At 37.7% G+C, this 19,307-nt stretch carries 20 protein-coding genes; 13 read left to right on the top strand and 7 right to left on the bottom strand.

The features are described 5' to 3' along the window. The 3 genes from B3317_RS01125 to B3317_RS01115 form a co-directional block, all read right to left on the bottom strand. Positions 1-1,074, bottom strand: coding sequence for a Wzz/FepE/Etk N-terminal domain-containing protein (locus B3317_RS01125; RefSeq protein ID WP_291107619.1), 1,074 nt, complete (start codon positions 1,072-1,074; stop codon positions 1-3). 3 nt (positions 1,075-1,077) lie between these two features. Further along, positions 1,078-3,477, bottom strand: a complete 2,400-nt coding sequence (locus B3317_RS01120; RefSeq protein WP_291107616.1) for an SLBB domain-containing protein — start codon at positions 3,475-3,477, stop codon at positions 1,078-1,080. A 301-nt stretch (positions 3,478-3,778) separates the two neighbouring features. Next, positions 3,779-4,375: a D-sedoheptulose 7-phosphate isomerase gene (locus B3317_RS01115; RefSeq protein WP_291107613.1), complete on the bottom strand. Its 597-nt coding sequence runs from the start codon at positions 4,373-4,375 to the stop codon at positions 3,779-3,781. A 196-nt stretch (positions 4,376-4,571) separates the two neighbouring features. Between B3317_RS01115 and B3317_RS01110 the strand changes: the two genes are divergently transcribed. Then, positions 4,572-5,507: an SPOR domain-containing protein gene (locus B3317_RS01110; RefSeq protein ID WP_291107610.1), complete on the top strand. Its 936-nt coding sequence runs from the start codon at positions 4,572-4,574 to the stop codon at positions 5,505-5,507. Between the two features lie 67 nt (positions 5,508-5,574). Here B3317_RS01110 and upp read toward each other — a convergent pair whose 3' ends face one another. The 3 genes from upp to B3317_RS01095 all read right to left on the bottom strand — a co-directional run bounded on the left by upp (position 5,575) and on the right by B3317_RS01095 (position 7,749). Next, complete coding sequence (upp, locus tag B3317_RS01105; RefSeq protein ID WP_291107607.1) at positions 5,575-6,231, bottom strand: uracil phosphoribosyltransferase; 657 nt, start codon at positions 6,229-6,231, stop codon at positions 5,575-5,577. A gap of 62 nt (positions 6,232-6,293) precedes the next feature. Next, positions 6,294-7,037 carry a shikimate dehydrogenase family protein gene (locus B3317_RS01100; RefSeq protein ID WP_291107604.1) on the bottom strand — a complete coding sequence of 248 codons (744 nt, stop codon included), beginning with the start codon at positions 7,035-7,037 and terminating at the stop codon, positions 6,294-6,296. 94 nt (positions 7,038-7,131) lie between these two features. After that, complete coding sequence (locus B3317_RS01095; RefSeq protein WP_291107602.1) at positions 7,132-7,749, bottom strand: OmpH family outer membrane protein; 618 nt, start codon at positions 7,747-7,749, stop codon at positions 7,132-7,134. 230 nt (positions 7,750-7,979) lie between these two features. On the opposite strand from B3317_RS01095, the gene B3317_RS01090 reads away from it, so the two are divergent. The 7 genes from B3317_RS01090 (at position 7,980) to B3317_RS01060 (ending at position 15,559) form a co-directional block, all read left to right on the top strand. After that, positions 7,980-9,437, top strand: coding sequence for an aminoacyl-histidine dipeptidase (locus B3317_RS01090; RefSeq protein WP_291107598.1), 1,458 nt, complete (start codon positions 7,980-7,982; stop codon positions 9,435-9,437). Positions 9,438-10,010: 573 nt separating this feature from the next. Next, entirely contained in the window at positions 10,011-10,727 is a 717-nt protein-coding gene (locus B3317_RS01085; RefSeq protein ID WP_291107595.1) for a DsbA family oxidoreductase, read from the top strand. A 171-nt stretch (positions 10,728-10,898) separates the two neighbouring features. After that, positions 10,899-11,312: an EamA family transporter gene (locus B3317_RS01080; protein ID WP_291107592.1), complete on the top strand. Its 414-nt coding sequence runs from the start codon at positions 10,899-10,901 to the stop codon at positions 11,310-11,312. A gap of 36 nt (positions 11,313-11,348) precedes the next feature. Further along, positions 11,349-12,104, top strand: a complete 756-nt coding sequence (locus B3317_RS01075) for a methyltransferase family protein (protein WP_291107589.1) — start codon at positions 11,349-11,351, stop codon at positions 12,102-12,104. A gap of 72 nt (positions 12,105-12,176) precedes the next feature. Further along, positions 12,177-13,634, top strand: coding sequence for a choice-of-anchor Q domain-containing protein (locus B3317_RS01070; protein WP_291107586.1), 1,458 nt, complete (start codon positions 12,177-12,179; stop codon positions 13,632-13,634). Next, entirely contained in the window at positions 13,618-14,667 is a 1,050-nt protein-coding gene (locus B3317_RS01065; protein ID WP_291107583.1) for a hypothetical protein, read from the top strand. The genes B3317_RS01070 and B3317_RS01065 overlap by 17 nt, the downstream gene beginning before the upstream one ends. Before the next feature lie 4 nt (positions 14,668-14,671). After that, a complete protein-coding gene (locus tag B3317_RS01060) occupies positions 14,672-15,559 on the top strand; it encodes a beta-1,6-N-acetylglucosaminyltransferase (protein ID WP_291107580.1) in 888 nt (295 codons plus the stop codon). Here the strand turns inward: B3317_RS01060 and B3317_RS01055 are convergent. Continuing rightward, positions 15,546-16,028, bottom strand: coding sequence for a MarR family winged helix-turn-helix transcriptional regulator (locus B3317_RS01055; protein WP_291107577.1), 483 nt, complete (start codon positions 16,026-16,028; stop codon positions 15,546-15,548). The two genes, B3317_RS01060 and B3317_RS01055, sit on opposite strands and share 14 nt — an antisense overlap. Before the next feature lie 153 nt (positions 16,029-16,181). Here B3317_RS01055 and rpsF point away from each other — a divergent pair, with 153 nt between their 5' ends. The 5 genes from rpsF to gnd all read left to right on the top strand — a co-directional run bounded on the left by rpsF (position 16,182) and on the right by gnd (position 19,220). Continuing rightward, positions 16,182-16,538: a 30S ribosomal protein S6 gene (rpsF, locus tag B3317_RS01050; protein ID WP_006798739.1), complete on the top strand. Its 357-nt coding sequence runs from the start codon at positions 16,182-16,184 to the stop codon at positions 16,536-16,538. After that, positions 16,539-16,808 (top strand): 30S ribosomal protein S18, encoded by a 270-nt coding sequence (gene rpsR, locus B3317_RS01045; RefSeq protein WP_183305946.1) that lies wholly within the window; start codon positions 16,539-16,541, stop codon positions 16,806-16,808. A gap of 19 nt (positions 16,809-16,827) precedes the next feature. Further along, positions 16,828-17,271, top strand: a complete 444-nt coding sequence (gene rplI, locus B3317_RS01040) for a 50S ribosomal protein L9 (RefSeq protein ID WP_291107574.1) — start codon at positions 16,828-16,830, stop codon at positions 17,269-17,271. 132 nt (positions 17,272-17,403) lie between these two features. Then, complete coding sequence (locus B3317_RS01035; protein WP_291107571.1) at positions 17,404-17,802, top strand: hypothetical protein; 399 nt, start codon at positions 17,404-17,406, stop codon at positions 17,800-17,802. A 494-nt stretch (positions 17,803-18,296) separates the two neighbouring features. Beyond that, positions 18,297-19,220: a phosphogluconate dehydrogenase (NAD(+)-dependent, decarboxylating) gene (gene gnd / locus B3317_RS01030; RefSeq protein ID WP_349680488.1), complete on the top strand. Its 924-nt coding sequence runs from the start codon at positions 18,297-18,299 to the stop codon at positions 19,218-19,220. The last annotated feature ends 87 nt before the right edge of the window (positions 19,221-19,307 follow it).

Here is a 19,307-nt window from a genome sequence, read left to right as displayed (position 1 = left end):
TCAGTTTATTAAAAAACGTTTCATATCCTCTCTCAGCACCCAAACAATAGCACTAATAGTACCAATAAATATAAATCCCACCAAAATTATCTTCTTCGACGGTTTCGACGGAAACAAAGGCTCCACCGCCGGCTGTATCACTGTAAACACCGGAGTAGTATCCTGCACTTTTACTTTAGCCAGTTGCAATTGTTGAGCCATCTGATTGTAGACTGTATATGCTAAACTAGCTTCATTTTGAAGCCTTTCCTGAGTTGTCCTATATTTGGCAGATACAACATTCATATTCCCATCGATATATGCGGCCAGAGTTGCTTGTGTCTTATAATAATCAGCTTTAGATTCCTCGTATAACTTTTCTGAATATGCTAAATCTTTCCTTGCTTTCTGAGTTCGGTAATCAATTATATAAGACTGAAGATAAGACGTTATCGTATCGGCTAAATATGCTGAAATCTCAGGGCTTTGCATCATTACCTCAATTGTCGTTACTCCTGTCTTTTTATCTGAACCTATAATAATCCTATCAGCCAAATTACTTAATACCCCTTGATCTTCTTCGGAAATGAAACGACTATTAGATTTATTTCCATCATTTAAACCTTTCTTTTCCGATGCAAATAATCCCTTCAGTAATCCGGGCGCCTTTAGGATATAACCCCACCATGCCGCAGATTGATAATCACTCATATAGCTATACAAAGTCATATCAATATTCTTCTTTGAATCAGTTACCTTTATATCCAGCAGGCCTCTTAAAAAAGGAGTGGAATTAATAACGCTAGGATATAATTCCGGAGAAGCTAAAGCATCCTCTCCAACAGCACTATTCAGATTTATCCCAGCCAATGCAGCTAATGATCCCATATTTCCGGATGTTGTAGATTTAGATTCCGGAGTTAAAATTACCGTCGTTGTATATTCCTTCGGAATACTAAATGCAACTATAAGCCCTATAAATAATCCAACACCTAAGGCCTTTAATATAAACGTCTTATTTACCCATATCTTATTGGCTAATGCCAGCAGATCAATTTCTTTCTCCTCTGCTATATTGTTTTGCTTCTCTTCCATCCCTTATTTAGTCAATGCATTAATCAATAAAGCCACAACCGAGGCCATCGAAGTTATACTTGTACCAATGCTGATCGTTTCTGCCAAAGTCATTTTTTGTTTCTGCTCTTTAGATGGGACTATTATCTCACAACCCGGTTGAATCGCATCTCGACTCGAACCTTTAACCTTTGCTACCGTGCCATTCATATAAACAATATAAGCCCTTTTCTTCTGAGCTATATCATTATAGCCTCCCGCCTGATTAATATAGTATGAAACCTTTTCACCTTTTTTATATAATATAGTATTCGGATACATGACAGCTCCATTAATCTTCACAGTGTTATCGTATTCCGGTATCAGCAGCATATCTCCGGGCTGTAATACCAAGTCATATTCAGATCTCGGATTTGCAATTGCTTTATCTAACTCAATTCCTATAGTATAATACTTATCAATTTCCATTAAATCGCTGGATATAGAATCTTTTGCCCCGCTTTCAGAAAGCATTTTTAACGATTTTCTCTGGTTTTCAATCTCTCTCTGGGACTTTTCCCTCACCAATTTCGCACCCCGAGAATAAGCATGCGGTGTCAGATCTCCTGCTCGTTTTATCACATCCGAAAGCCTCTCGGTCTTCTCTTTAAGAGCATATGTTCCGGGAAATAATACTTCACCCTGAAGCTCAATATTACGCTGTTCAATATACCCCGGACTTCTACGCACATATACCTGGTCATAAGGCTTCAACGTAAAATTAGAAATACCATCCGCAATTAAACCATCTTTTATGCTAAAGGTAAATGTCTCTGCAATTATAGACTGACTTTCTGTACTCATCGGGTCTACAATCCTACGGGCAACATCAACTTTAGCTGTAGAAGCAGAGCCTAACAATCCTCCCGCCTTGATTATTAAATCTTCGATAGTTGTATTATCTGCATAATTATACGAACCGGGTGAAACCACATTTCCATAAATTGCAAAATCTCCTAAGTCGGAAACAACATCTTTTGTCGGAATAAACAGAATATCATTCTTTCTCAAAGCTATATCACTAATACTACCTGTAAGAAGTGAATTCAGATTAATTGAAATATTTTCAATCGTCAGGTCATCCTTTTCTCTTGTTAATATCGCCCTATATTGAAATGCATTATCTCTCAAGCCGCCCGCCATCTCTATCAGGTTCTTTACCGTCTTTATATCTTTCCCTATTTCATAATAACCAGGTCTGTAAGCTGCTCCTTGAATTTCAACTCTATTTTCATACAAGTTTAATCCTGAACGAACTTCTATCTGATCCCCGTCATCCAATATAAAATTGACATAGTTTGCAGAAGTCAGGGTAAATACTTTATCATAAGCCCCTGTTTTACGTACCAGACTGATTTCGTCTCTATAGGCATCTCCAGTGAATCCTCCCGAATATTTAATCAGATCGGCTAAAGTTTCCTGAGCAGTCACCTCATAATACATCGGGCGTTTTACCTTCCCTGATATTTCCACTAATGAAATATACGGAGGAACAATAATTATATCTCCGTCGCTTAAACGTATGTCACTACTGGAATCTCCATCCAACAAATATTTATATATATCTACTGTTTTTATTAATTTCCCTTTACGATATAACTGTATTGATCTCAAAGTCCCTATATCATTTATACCTCCGGCATTATACAATGCATGGAAAACCGATGATAATGATGATACAGAATATGTACCGGGAGCAATCACCTCTCCCATTATATTTATTTGGATAGTACGAATTTGTCCTAATGTTAATTTAATTTGGGAAGACCCTTCATAATCTCCTATTCCTGAATAGAGTCCTGCAAATTTCTGTTGAACATAATTATTTGCTTCTTTAATTGTCATCCCATTCAGAAAAACCGGTCCTAATCTATCTACAGTAATATTTCCCTCTGGAGATATCGTTTGTCTGACAGAAGTTTGAGATGCTCCCCAAATATCAATTACAACCTCATCTCCAGGCCCCAGCTTATAATCCTCCGGAGTAGGAATATTGACATTAGGCGTAAATGAAAGATTTTTTTGATTAAATATATTTTTTCCAAATATATCTAATTTATTTTTCGTCACAGATTGATCTAACGTATCAGCTAAAGTTTTCGCAGTCAATACAGACTCTGTCTTATTAGTTCTTAATACACTCTCAGTCTTATTATTAGAGGATGTTGAGACCGACTGGCTTTGTTGATTTACCTGATTTTTTACCCTCTCCACCTGCGCTTGAGTCACTCCTCTTTTTAACAATTCCGCACCTATTGCTTGTTGAGATGTACCTTTATCCATTTCCGTTTTCACAAAACTAAGCACCTGCTCATCTGACATTTGCGCAAACAGCAAACTAGTAGAAATTAGGAAGGCAAAGAAATAAAGAATAAGTCTTTTCATATATCTGAGTTAATTTGTCCGGGAATTTATGATTCTCTAATTGAATTATAATAACCTATTACTGTTTTTTTATTTTGTATAAGGTAATCATCTGCCAACAACCGCAGAGGTATTCTATCTTCATTTAATAAATACATAAAACACAGAAAGCCAAAGAGTTGCAATAGCCTCATCAACTATACTACCCTCTTGTTTTTTTCGCGTTACAAATGTAGACATTTTTTAGCTGAAAGCAAGCGTATTATCAATAAACATTTTGCTTTTTGCCCAGCTATCTTAAATACAATTAATGATAAAATAGTTATTCTTTATTTAAATATCCGAATAACTCTTCTTCTACAATACAACATATTATATGTCCTACAAGTATATGTGATTCTTGTATTCGTGGAGTCTCATCAGAAGGAATTTTTATACATATATCACAAATGTCCACAACACGACCGCCTCCTTTTCCTGTAAATACAATTGTCTTAACGCCTTTCTCCCGGCATGCTATCAAGGCCTTATATATATTCTCGGAATTACCAGAAGTAGTGATTCCAATAAAAACATCCCCAACCTGAGCATGAGCCTGCACCTGACGTTCAAACAACCGGTCAAATCCATAATCGTTACCTATAGCCGTCAGAATAGACGTATCTGTAGATAAAGCGATAGAAGGTATGCCGGGTCTGTCGAAATAGAATCGGCTTACAAATTCCCCTGCAATATGCTGGGCATCAGCAGCACTTCCGCCATTGCCCGCCAATAAGGTTTTAAATCCACTGCGATATGCATCTGTAACCATTTCGGCGGCATCCTGAATATTCTTCAATAAAGCAGCATCTGTTAATATTGCTTCTTTTACAGAAATTGAATTCTCAATTTGATTTTTAATTATACTTTCAGTATCCATATTCCTTTTTTGCACAAAATTAATGCTTTTATATCAAACTACACTTTTTTACGAATGGTCTTTCCCTTAAACCTTATCATCAACTATAAATACTAAAAAATCCTTTACACTTTGAGCATAACCACAATGCCATAAATTGAAAAATAAAATTCCTTTTTTACTATAAAATTATTCTGCTTATGATTATATTTGCATTATGGAAAAAACAATATTCAAATACTTAGAATTTTCACTTCCTATACACAATTGTGTTATTATACCCGATTTTGGCGGCTTCATATTAAATATGGAACCGGCTGGATTCTTATCCAACGGCGAAATAAAACCGCCTAAACACAGTATTGTTTTCAATCCGGAACTAAATCATAATGATGGCATTATTGCATCATATATAACAAAAGATGAGAAGATATCCTATAACGCTGCATGCAAAAAGATAAAAGAGTTTGTGACAGCAACTAAAATGAACCTGAAAGACGGCAGAACAGTTCCGTTTGGTAACCTTGGTTCATTCACAACTGATAATGAGGGAAACATTCTTTTCGCACAGAACAGGTCGATTATACATCCCGGTCTATTTGGGTTATGCCCTACAAGCATAAAACAACTGTCCGAAATAGATAAAATAATTGTAAGAAATAAAAGGAATCTGTCCTTAAAGTATACAATTGGGGCTGTAGCTGCCGGTGTAGCTGCAATTACACTTTTTATGACACCTGTTAATATCAAAGACAGCAATAATAAAACTTCTCAAAAAGCTGATTTTATATCAACAATTACAAGTTCGTTATCACACTATCAAGATAAAGGAATTGAAGATTTGAGCAATCAGACATACAATACGGAACAAGCCGGCAACACGACAGAAGAGAGTTCTGCCAAACCTAAATCCGGCCGTATTTATTATATTATTGTCGGAGGAGAAGACACAATGGATAGAGCTAATAATCTGCTCTCCAAAATTAAGAATAATGGATTTAACAATGCAAACATTGTAGAAGGAGACGACAGATACAGGATATATATATCTTCGTTTGAAGATAAGACTCAGGCCGAATCATTCCTTGACACTTTCAGGAAGGAGAATCCCAAATTTGAAACGGCATGGCTTTATTCCAAAAGAAATAACTAAACTCATCATATAACAGAAAGCAAAAAGTCCGGAAACCCCGGACTTTTCTTATTTTAATATTATCTTTTTATTCCTTCTCTCCATATGCTAAATCGCCGGCATCTCCCAATCCCGGGATAATATATGCATACTCATTCAATTCGGGATCTATCGCTGCCGCCCAGATAGTAGTTCTATCCTTCGGAAAATTCCGCTCACAATATTCTATCGCCTGTTTACTTGCTATAATAGTTGCAATATGAATATGCTTAGGCTGTCCCTTCGTCAACAACGCCTGGTATGACAAATCCATGCTCCCGCCTGTCGCTAACATCGGGTCCGTGAGAATTAATATTTTATCCTCAATCCGGGGGGATGCTATATATTCAATATGCACATGAAAGCTCTGATGATTTTCCCGGTATTTCCTGTACGCTGAAACGAATGCATTCTCTGCCTGATCGAAACAGTTCAGAAAGCCGTGATGATATACCAATCCGGCACGCAAGATAGTTCCTATTACAATAGGATCGGAGGGAACATTTGTAACCGAAGTACCTAATGGAGTCACAGTTTCTAAAGGAAAATAGTTCAATGTCTTACTTATCTCATAAGCCATAATCTCCCCTATCCTTTCTATATTACGCCTGAAGCGCATACTGTCTTTTTGGATGTCTACATCGCGCAGTTCACTGACAAAACGATTCAATACAGTGTTTTGTTCCGATAAATTTATTGTTTTCATTATTATATTTTGAGCCAAATTTAATTGTTTTCTTTCAATTTCACAGAATTGATAATAAAAATTTATCTATTCCATATATCCCAGGCTGCCAAAGCCTGCAATTTGAGCATCTCCGCACCGTTTTTCACTTTAGCACCTCTTTCTTTTCCCAGTCTCAGAAATTTCGTTTCGGCAGGATTATAGACCAGATCATACAACAAGCAATCCGGAGTCAGGTACTGATAGGGGATATCCGGCGCTTCATCTACATTGGGGAATGTACCTAGTGGCGATGCATTCACAATTACCGTATATTCATTAAATATATCTTTATCCAAATCCTGATATTGCAATTGTCCTGCTTTGGGTGTACGGGAAACATAAGTAAAATCCAAGCCGAGGTTTTTCAACCCTCCGGCTACTGCTTTGGATGCTCCACCTGTTCCCAGAATCAATGCTTTTTTATGAATATCTTTATTGATAAGGGGAGCAATAGAATTCCGGAAACCTATAATATCTGAATTATACCCTATCAGCTTGACCCCCGATTGGTCTTTTACGACTTTTATCACATTTACCGCACCGAGCTCTCTGGTCTGAGGATCCAGATCGTCTAAATATTGAATCACCTTTTCCTTATAGGGAATAGTTACATTCAATCCCCTGAGATTCGGATGTGAACTTATAATATCCGGGAATAAGGAAATTTCAGGAATTTCAAATTTCACATATTCTGCATCAATACTTTCCTTCGAAAATTTCTCTGTAAAAAATCGGGGAGAAAAAGACTGAGCTAAAGGGTTCCCCACAATTCCATATAAATCCATAATATCAATAAATTTAATTTTAAGGGATGAGAAGGTATAAAAAAATAGGATAATACCAACTGGCAATTATCCTATTTCTATATCTTTAAATCTTCTATTTAGCTGCTTCGGGTTTGTAGCGGCTATTGAGGAGTTGTATCACATCTTTTGTTATATCATATGAATCTTTCGCCAACAGGATATTGTCTAATCCTGTATTACTAAAGATCACCTGATAATTAGCCTTTTTATTATAATCTTTCAGGCAAACGCGAACCGAATCGGTTATCTCCGCATTTACTTTAGCCTGTTTTTTCATATAATCTTCTCTCAACCGTTCTGCTGTAGCATGAAGGTCAGCCTCCATCTTCTGTATACGTACCTGTTCCTGCTGAGCACGTTCCTGACTTAAAAATACATTGTTATCGATTTTCTTACGGAAATCGGCTACCTCATTTTCAAATTGACGTTGTTTGTTGTTCAATGTTGCATTAGAACTGTTATATTCTTTCATCAACACTTCATTTGCATCTTTGGCGTAATTGTAATTGATAAGTAAAGAGTCAACATTGACGTAAGCTATAGGCAAAACGCCTGTAGAATCACCTTCTGCAAATTTCAGGGATGCAGATCCACCTTCTGTGCTTTTCTTATTAGATGTAAAAAATAAAATAAACAATACGATTATTGCAACTGCAAGTACACCGTTAATAACATAAGAGATATTCTTCATTTATTTAAATGCATTAGTTAATCCTTTTTTAAACAGAAAATCCGTGGGTACGGGACTCATTTCCATACCTGTTTTTGAGAACGATTTGGCAAAGATATATCTTTATGTTAAAACAACGCTATATTGAAACCTTTAAAAGATGTAAAAAAATTGCTTTTTATATGTTATCTATCTAATTTTAGATGTTATTACTAAATAGAGTAGTCATCTACTAAAAAATTTAACGGAATATGACAATAAAAGATTTAAAGCCGAGCGCAGTATGGAACTATTTTTATGAAATAAGCCAAATCCCGCGTCCATCAAAAAAAGAAGGTAAAATAATAGCTTATCTGCTCGATTTTGCAAAAAAGCATAATCTTGAGGTAAAAAAAGATGATGCCGGAAATGTGCTTATCACCAAGCCTGCGACTAAAGGCAAAGAAAATCTTCCGACTGTAATACTTCAGGGACATGTAGATATGGTATGTGAAAAAAACAGCGGTACTGTCCATGATTTTGACAACGACCCGATAGAGACTGTTGTAGAAAACAACTGGCTAAAGGCTAAAGGTACAACTCTGGGTGCGGATAATGGCATCGGAGTAGCAGCAGCTTTGGCTATACTTTCATCGGATACAATAGAACACGGAAAATTGGAATGCCTGTTCACAGTGGATGAAGAAACAGGTCTGACAGGTGCTTATGCATTAAGTAAAGATTTTCTGAAAGGGGATATTCTTATCAATCTGGATACAGAAGAAGAAGGTGAAGTATATATAGGATGCGCAGGGGGGAAGATAACCACCGCCACATTTACATACAAGCCGGAAAACATTCCTTCAAACTATTTCTGGTTTAAAGCTCAGGTAAAAGGGTTGAACGGAGGGCACTCCGGTTCGGAAATCCATAAAGGGCTGGGTAATGCAAACAAAATACTAAACCGTTACCTATGGACACTCAGCAGGCAATATGACCTGTCCCTTGCCGAATTTAACGGAGGAAACCTGCATAACGCCATTGCCCGCGAAGCATATGCCATAGCAGGAGTGCCTTACAATAAAAAGGAAGAGGTAATCGTGGCATTGAATACTCTGGCTCCGGAAATCGAAGCTGAGTTGAAAAGCATAGATCCGAACCTGAAAATGACTGTGGAATCCACCGATATTCCGTCTTTTGTTATAGATAAGGACACAACAAACAACTTGTTGAACGCACTATATGCTTGCCCTCATGGCGTACTGGGTATGAGCTTTGAAATACCCGACCTGGTGGAAACATCTACAAATCTGGCTTCGGTGAAAATGAAAGAGGGAAATACAATCCTGATAACTACAAGCCAGAGAAGTTCTACCAATTCATTGAAGGATGATGCAGGAAATATAGTCAACGCCGTATTCACACTGGCGAAAGCAGATGTGGCACACTCGGCTGGATATCCGGGATGGAGACCCAATCCGGATTCCAGGGTATTAGGCGTAGCAAAAGACGCCTATAAGAAGTTATTTGACAAAGAGCCAGAGATAATGGCAATCCATGCCGGTCTCGAATGCGGGCTATTTCTTGAAAAATATCCGCATCTGGATATGATTTCGTGCGGACCGACAATCCGGAATGCTCATTCACCGGAAGAACAGGTAGAAATTCCCTCCGTTGAAAAATGGTGGGTTTTCTTACTGGAAATATTGAAAAACATTCCAGCTAAATAATATATCAGATACGAGTACAAGTTACGAGTACCTGCCGGCATAGGATAAGATAAAGCCTCTTATAAGGACTTTGATGTATGCCGGTAGACTTGTAGCTTGTATTAAATATATGGTAGTTTATATAGTATATTCGTAATAAAAAAACTGTTAGACTTTATATATAACAAATATATTTATCTATATGATAAGATATTGTCATATAGCTTTTTGAAAGATTGAACCGGCCCCCTCAATCCCCCAAGGGGGACTTACAATGAAGGTAAAAAGTAATAAGTAAAAAAGTGTAACCTTTGTTACCTTTTTTAAGAGTTACAAGTTACTGCGCCCTGCGGGCAGTTACGAGTTACGAGTTGGCAGACTGTTTACTGCTTACTGTTTACTGAAACAAGTGTAACCTTTGTTACCTCTTAACAAGTAGTAAGTTTTAAGTAATAAGTGGTAAGTCAAGTCTTTTAAGTTACGAGCTGACGACTGCTAACTGTTTACTGTTAACTGATATTTCTGTTACCTTTGTTACCTTTTAGGAATTACAAAACTAGTTATCAACGAAATAGAGATAAAAAGATGGATAAAATGAAAATAGACATATGGTCGGATATAGCCTGCCCGTATTGCTACATAGGAAAACGAAAATTAGAGATGGCTTTGAGCCGTTTCCCGCACAAAGACAATATAGAACTTGTCTGGCACAGCTATGAATTAGACCCCGGACTTCCAAAAGAAGCTCTGGAATCGAAAATCTACGGATATTTCGCGGATAAATATCAGATAAGCGTAAATGAAGCTCATGAAACAATGATAAATACGGCTAAACTGGCAAAAGAAGTCGGATTAAATTATGATTACGACAATCTTATCGTAGCTAATACGTCCAATGCCCTCCGTCTGGTGAAGCTGGCAAATGAATCGGAACTGGCAACCGAAGCCGAAGAGGCGCTTTTCGATGCCTATTTTGTGAAAGGAGAAGACATAAGCGACAACAGCATTCTGGTGAAATTGGGGACACAAATAGGACTGACAGAAAAATCCATTGTGGAAATGCTGGACAGCGACAAATATCTGGACAAGATAAAAGAGGATATCGAATATAGCGAAAACGAGCTTAATCTCGAATATATCCCTTTCTATGTATTCAACAACAAGCAAATAGTACAGGGCTCTATTCCTGTTGAAGATTATCTGGAGGTGCTGACCAAAGCATATGCCGAATGGGAACAAAACGGCATATCTACCGGAAAAGGAGAAATCATAAGCGGGCAATCCTGTTCTATAGACGGCGTTTGCAGTTGAATCGCAAACCACCCGGTGACTTTGGCAAAGGGAAATGTCTTCCATAAAAATGAAAATAGGTTGATAGTGGAATAATAAGGACCCTATGAAATTCGTTATAATGGTTGTAAAAATAATATCCACCGAATTTACTTTCTGGTTCGGCGAATATATATAAGAAAGAAGAAGAATATGTGGAAATACTACGCTCTTTTATCAGCCATATTTGCTGCGCTCACAGCCATTTTAGCCAAAGTTGGCGTAAAAGATATCAATGGAAATCTGGCTACTGCTGTCCGAACATCAGTTGTACTCTTCTTAGCTTGGGGCATTGTCTTTTTCAGCGGCCATCTGAAAGATGTAAAGGAATTAAGTAAAGTCAACCTTGTTTTTTTGATTTTGTCGGGATTAGCCACAGGACTTTCATGGATATTTTATTTTAAGGCTCTGGAGACAGGCGATGTATCGAAAGTTGCGCCGATTGATAAATTGAGCATCGTTTTTGTAATGATATTGGCATTTATTTTCCTGAAAGAACCAATAGATATAAAAACTATTGCTGGCGGAACATTGATACTCGCCGGGACAATAGTGCTAATCTGGTAGTAAAATTATGTTTAATTACATCAATAGAAAAGTGATATGGCATTGAAAGAAGAATTTGAGCGGCAAGGAAATTGGCTTTTCCGCTATAGGGGTGTATTACCCATTATTATCCTGTTTATAGGTGCATACTTATATTTGCAAACGGAAATATACCCCGAAACATTTATATTCGAAGGAACTCTTTACGAAGTATATTACGAGGCTGTATGTCTGGTTATAAGCCTATTAGGGTTAGGCATCCGGATTTATACTGTAGGATATACACCGGAAAATACGTCGGGCAGGAACACTGCCAACGGGCAAGTTGCGGATACACTCAATACCACCGGCGTGTATTCTGTTGTAAGACATCCGCTTTATCTGGGAAATTTCTTAATGTGGTTAGGAGTATGCCTGCTGACCGGCAACCTGTGGTTTATTATTGCCTTTTGCCTTCTATACTGGGTTTACTACGAAAGGATCATGTTTGCGGAAGAACAATTCCTGAGCAGGAAATTCGGAACAGTTTACAGTGAATGGGCAGACAAAACTCCGGCTTTTTTACCGGACTTCGGACTGTTTATAAAACCTTTATTGTCGTTTAGCTGGAAAAAAGTATTGAAAAAAGAGAAGAACGGGTTACTCGCCTTGTTTCTGATATTCTGTGCTTTCGATTTGTCCGGAGAATGGGTGGAACATCAGAATTCCTATAATTACTTTCTCATTATAGCGTGCCTGATAAGTATAATCTCTTATTGCGTATTGAAGTATTTGAAAAAGAAAACCGGAGTTTTAAATGAAGCTGGCCGATAGAATATATCTTTTACATTCATCTGAAATTTGGTATGGCGAGATAAAAATGACAGAGTACTGGAATCATTAATTATGAGTTATAAAATAACGGGAACTAATTGTAAATTAAAGAAACTGCTTTATCTGTTGTTTCCTTTGAAAAGGCTGATAAGGGGGATTATTCTATTCTCCGTTTTCCTTTCGATATTCAGTTCCTGTCAAGATGGAGATGATTTTTCGGATGACAAGAGCCTGATCCTCTCATTCTCGAGCGATACAATCAGATTCGATACCGTATTTACTACTATCGGCTCAGCAACCCGCCAGTTTAAAATATACAATAAGAACAGCAGATCGCTCGTGATAGGCTCAGTAGAATTGATGAACCCGGCAAAAAGCGGATTCAGAATGAATATCGACGGAGAAAAAGGGACGAAACTCTCAAATGTAGAAATACTGAAAAAGGACAGTCTTTTTGGATTTATAGAAGTTATTGTGAATCCTACGAATAATGAAAATCCGCTGTTAATACGCGATTCTATCAGATTCGAAACAAACGGAAATATCCAGTACCTGCAACTGGAAGCTGTAGGACAGGATGTCTATATATGGAAAGGCGGACGGATTACCCAAGACTCTGTAATTACAGGCAAAAAACCGCTTCTTGTATATGATTCCATCGTGATCGACAAAGGGGTTACGGCTACAATGGCTGAAGGCACCAAAGTCTTTTTGAGGAATAATGCCTCTATCCGGATACACGGTACGCTGATAGCCAGCGGGACAATAGAAAAGCCTGTCATTTTCAGGGGAGACCGCTTTGATAAGATCGAAGCGGATATACCTTACGACAATGTTCCGGGACAATGGGACGGCGTGTATTTCTATTCCGAAAGTTACAACAACCAACTCGAAAATATAAATATACGAAATGCCACAAAAGGTATAACATTCTATGCATCAGACATACAATATAAAAAAGCGACCTTATTGAACGTAATTGTACAAAACACATTGGAATACGGGATATCGGCTACAAACAGTAATATTGACGGGGGAAACTGCCTGCTTGTCAACTCGAAAGGCGCCGTACTTAATCTCAATGGAGGAAAATATTCATTCCTGCATTGTACTATCGCCAATTATTTCAGATGGTCGGCAAGGACGATAGAAAGTCTGGTAATAAGCAACAGTAAGGAGATGCCGTTAGTTCAATGTGATTTTATGAACTCTATCGTTTACGGTTCATTGAACAGAGAATTCTTAATGAATAGAAACGCTGATGCAGTCTACAATCATCAGTTCATAAACTGCCTGATAAAAGGCACGGAGATTTCAGACTCACACTTTGAAAATATAATATGGAATAAAGATCCTCTATTCAAAGACTTAAATACGGAAGGTATCTATTCATACAACTTTGAGTTACAGGAATCATCTCCGGCCATAGATAAAGCCGATAAAACATATTCAATGAGCTTGCCTTTCGACTTGCGGGGTAAATCCCGTCAGGATTCCCCCGATATTGGTTGTTATGAGCGGGTTAAGTAAACGTTGGAAGATATTACAGGGCATTATACTGCTACTGATAATCAGCATACAGGCAAATGCCCAGGAAAGTTTCCGTATCATGTTCTACAATGTAGAGAACATGTACGATATAAAAGACAATCCGGAAACAAACGATGACGATCTCACTCCAAACGGTCAATTGCGCTGGACAAGCTACCGGTATTGGAAAAAGCTAAATGATATAAGTACGGTTATATCATCTGCCGGTGACGGTAAATACCCGCCTGCACTAGTCGGCATATGCGAAGTAGAAAACGACTCTGTACTGTTCGACCTTACCAAAAGAGCCGGATTAAGGGAGCATAAGTATGAATATATAATCACCAACTCCAAAGACAACAGAGGTTCGAACACTGCCCTGCTCTATCAAAGGGACCGGATAAAGATAATAAGTAAAAGGTCTTATACTCCTACCTTGCAATCGGACCCACTGAAAACAACACGGGACATACTTCATGTTACAGGGAAAGTCATCAATGATGAAATACTGGATATATTCGTTTGCCACTTCCCTTCACGCCGTGAAGGGATCAAAAGGACAAGACCCGACCGCATCCGGTGTGCAGAACTATTGAAACAGAAGGCCGACAGCCTTTTCCGCATACGAAAGAAAGCGAATATCATTATTATGGGCGACTTCAATGACTATCCTAATGATATAAGTCTAACAGAGAGCCTTGGTGCGCGTAGCATCAAATCCCGGGTTTCGGATAAAAACTTATATAATATGTTTTATCATTATTCTGACAAGACAAATACAGGCTCCTATAAATACAAAGGGAAATGGAATTTTATAGACCAGTTTATTATAAGCGGGAACCTGCTAAACCTTTCTTCCAAGATTTCGATAAAAGGAAAAGAGGCACATGTTTACTCCGAACCTTTCCTTTTGCATGACGATAATAAAAAATATGGCGGGCAAAAGCCGTTCCGTACTTATTCAGGATTTAAATATCTGGGCGGGTACAGCGACCACCTCCCTATTTATATGGATTTGATTATTAAAGACTAAAGAAATGAAACACGCCATACTGGTAACAGCATATAAGAATCCGCAGCAGTTAAATGAACTGGCAGACTTTTTTAATGAAGACTATTCATTCTATATCCATATAGATAAGAAAAGCCGGATTACCGATTCAGAGATCAAAACATTAGAATCGAAGCCTGCCGTTAAGCTCATATCCCGGGAATACAGAGTCAACTGGGGTAGTGTCGACCACCTCAAAGCTATCCTTCTTTTATCGAAGGAATGCGCGAAAGACAAAAGCATAGATTACGTCCACCTGATTACAGGACAGGATTTTCCTGTGAAGTCGCCGCAACAGATATCCGATTATCTGAAAGAAAATTATGGAACGGAGTTTCTTTCGGCCAGACCTCTACCTATTAAAACATGGATAGAAGGAGGATTTAACCGGGTTATATATTATAATATATATGAAGTCTTTAATGCAAAAAGCTGGCAACGTTTTTTTATCAAAGCATTTGTGCAGATGCAAAAGATGGTGGGATATAAGAGGGAGTTGCCATCCGAATTAAACAGCCTCTATGGAGGTTCAACCTATTGGACTCTGACACTTCCGGCAGTTGAATACTTCCTCGACTTTCTCGATAAGTATCCGAATGTTCTCGAAACTTATAAATATACATTTTGTGCCGAAGAAATCTTATTGCATTCCATCCTGATGAACTCTCCTTTCAAAGAAAAGATAGCAAAAAAGAACCTGAGATTCATGCTGTGGGAAAACCGGGACGGAGTATATCCGGCCAATCTGGACGAAAGGGATTTCGAAGACATTATCCGTTCAGATGCGTTCTTTGCGAGAAAATTTGACTATCCTGTCTCCGGAAAGCTGCGAGACAGATTAATAAGATATTTATCAGGATCTAATAGCGATTAGAATCCTCCAGGGCCTCCCGTATATTGCCGAAAACAGCCGCCAACAGGAAGCGCACCTGCTTAAGCCCGTCTTCGTCAATTCCCGCCAAAGCAGCATCCATGGTCTGATACACTGCTTTATTGGCCTTGTCTTTTATTGATTTACCAAGATCAGTGAGAAATATATAATTGGAGCGCCGGTCTGTAGTGGAAGCATTACGGTAGACAAGATTTTGCTTGGCAAGGTTATCGATCAGGCGGGTCATACTCGGCTTATCTTTAAATGTGGAGTTACATAAGGTCTGCTGAGTGACACCATCTTCACGCCAAAGAAAAGCTAATACCGTCCATTGTTCGGGTGTAATATCGAGTCCCTCTTTACGAAGGTTGCGATACATCATCCGGTTAATTGCCATCGACACTTTTCCGTTGATGATAGGGAAGATAAGATCCTGATCTCCATCTAAACTGAGTATTTCTTCATTTTTCATTGACGGTTCCTCTTATATTGCATACAAATGTAAGATAAGAAGTCCGCTTATCAAAGATTTTTTAAAGCTTTAGCATTTGTTATATAAATAAAAAGCTCTATCTTTGCACCTCATTTGCAAAAATGACATGTTTAATTTATAATTATTTAATTTATGAACAATTACGAAACCGTTTTCATTTTGACTCCCGTTTTGTCTGATGTACAGATGAAGGAAGCGGTAGAAAAATTCAAAACTATTTTGACCAATGAAGGGGCGAAAATAGTAAATGAAGAAAACTGGGGACTTCGCAAACTGGCTTATCCGATCCAGAAGAAATCCACCGGTTTTTATGCGATGTTAGAATTTGAAGCTGATCCGGCTGTTATCGCTAAACTAGAAATCAACTTCCGCCGCGACGAACGTGTTATCCGCTTCCTGACTTTCCGCCAGGATAAGTTTGCACACCAGTACGCAGAAAAGAGAAGAAATCTAAAATCACCTAAAAAAGAAGAAGTAAAGGAGAACTAAATTATGGCACAGCAATCAGAAATCAGATATTTGACTCCGCCTTCAGTTGACGTCAAGAAAAAGAAGTACTGCCGTTTCAAAAAGAACGGCATCAAGTATATTGACTACAAAGACCCTGAGTTTTTGAAGAAATTCCTTAACGAACAGGGAAAAATCCTTCCTCGCCGTATTACCGGAACATCTCTGAAATTCCAACGTCGTGTTGCACAAGCTGTAAAAAGAGCTCGTCACTTAGCTTTGCTTCCTTACGTTACAGACTTAATGAAATAATAAAAAGGAGGAAAAAGAAATGCAAGTTATATTAAAAGAAGACATCCTTAACTTAGGATATAAAGATGAAATCGTAACTGTAAAAGACGGTTATGGACGTAATTACCTTATACCTCAAGGTAAAGCTGTGATAGCATCAGAGTCTGCAAAGAAAGTTTTGGCTGAAAACATGAAGCAACGCGCTCACAAACTTGAGAAAATCAAGAAAGACGCTGAAGCTTTGGCTGCCAAACTTGACGGCGTGTCACTTACTATCGGAGCAAAAACAAGCTCTACCGGTACTATCTTCGGTTCGGTAACTAATATTCAAATAGCTGAGGCTCTTGAGAAATTAGGATACAACGTAGATCGTAAGGTAATCATTATCAAAGATGCCGTAAAAGAAATAGGTACTTACAAAGCAACAGCCAAGCTTCACAAGGAAGTTTCTGTAGAAATTCCTTTCGAAGTAATTTCTGAATAAGATAAGATACCGCTAAATATAGGAAAGAGAGTTGTCTATTAACAACTCTCTTTCTATTTTTACCAAACCTTAACAAAAAATAAAAGATAAATATTATCTTTACATCCTTACTATTATAAATAAATACAACTTATGAAAAATTTAACAAAAACTACCCTTAGCATCATTGCTATTGTATTCATTTCAACACTCTTTATCCAATGTAAAGATGCTGCAGTTACTAAATTCATGGAATTGGAAGCCGAACAGATGAACAAGCAATGTCCAATGAATATGGGCAATGGTCTGACCCTAACTAAGTGTTCTATCGAAGAAGACAAAACAATCAAAATGCATATATCTGTACCAGAAGAGATCGCAAGCCAATTAACTATAAACGATGAGCTGAAAGCTGCATTTACTCAAGGCATTAAAGCTCAGCCTCAATTAGATAAAATAAAAGAATTTGGGATAACCTACGCATACGCTTTTTATGATGCAAATGAAAAATTATTGGGAGAAGTAAAGATTACTCCAGACGATTATAAATAAGCAAAAAGAAATATCAGAAAAATGTCCAAAACTTAAATTAGTTTTGGACATTTTTTGTATAAATAAGTGCAATATACTTATTTTCAATTATCTATATAAAACAATTAATAATCTGAAAAGAACGATATAAAGAATTTAAACAAGCAGTTTCAAATAAAATTTATTACTTTTTATGAGTAAATTCCACTCGCATTAAAATATTGACATTTAAAATATAAGAACAAAATAAATAGATAATATTTATAAAACATTTTACACATATAAATTATTGATAACCAATATTGACTATCAATCTACTGAATAATATAACATTCTATTTTAACTTAACATCATAAAAAAGTATTAACTTCGTGTGATTTAAAAGATTAATTATCAAAATCTTTTAAGAGACTAAATAACAGATAGGATTTGATGATATATTCTATAATCATAACTAACTATTGTTGTTTTACTTACCGAAGTAATAAATAGGTCTGCGGCCTTAACTTGTTTATATTATAAAAATCAAAAATAGAACTAATATGAAAATCGGATTTGTAGGATTAGGAAAAATGGGCGGTAAAATGGTAGAGCGCCTGTTAAATCATGGACACGAAGTAGTTGCTTACAACTTAACCCAAAAAGAAATAGATGAAGTAGCTGCAAAAGGAGCTATACCGGCTTCCAGCCTGAAAGACCTTGTTAATAAATTGGATGGACGCAAATTAGTATGGTTAATGGTTCCTGCAGGTAAGCCTGTGGACGGAAACATTGCCGAGCTGCTTACGTTACTTAAACCAAACGATATAATTGTAGATGGCGGTAATAGTTACTGGAGAGAGACTGTAGAACGTGGAAAGAAAGTAAAAGAACACGGAATTCATTACCTCGATTGTGGTACAAGTGGCGGCGTATGGGGACTTCAGAACGGATACTGCCTGATGTACGGCGGTGATAAGGAAGCCTGTGATTTTGCCGAACCTGTCTTTAAAAGCCTTGCTCCTGAAAACGGCTACATGCGCTGTGGCGAAAGCGGCTCCGGTCATATGGTGAAAATGGTACACAATGGTATCGAATATGGCATGATGCAGGCATACGCAGAAGGATTTGAGATAATGAAAAATTCGCCATACAATGTAGACTTAGAAAAAGTTTCCCGTGTATGGATGCAGGGTTCGGTTGTTCGCTCCTGGTTGCTGGAACTGATCGGCAATGCACTTGAAGGAAACGAGAATCTGGACGGCATCAAAGATTATGTAGCCGATAGCGGCGAAGGCCGCTGGACAGTACAGACAGCGATGGATTTTGATGTACCGGCACACGTCATTACAGCTTCACTCTTTACCCGTTTCGAATCGAGACAGGAATCGTCTTATGCAATGAAACTACTAGCAGCCATGAGAAATCAGTTTGGCGGCCACGAAATAAAAAAAGACTAACTTAGTTACTTCGCCCTACGGGCAGTTACAAGTTACGAGTTGCAAGTCGGACACACAATAAGTCGCTTCTACAAACTCGTAACTTGT

It is taken from the genome of Dysgonomonas sp. UBA7710 (assembly GCF_002482385.1).
In the GTDB taxonomy this organism is placed as follows: Bacteria; Bacteroidota; Bacteroidia; order Bacteroidales; family Dysgonomonadaceae; genus Dysgonomonas.
This window is presented reverse-complemented; position numbering and strand designations above follow the sequence as displayed.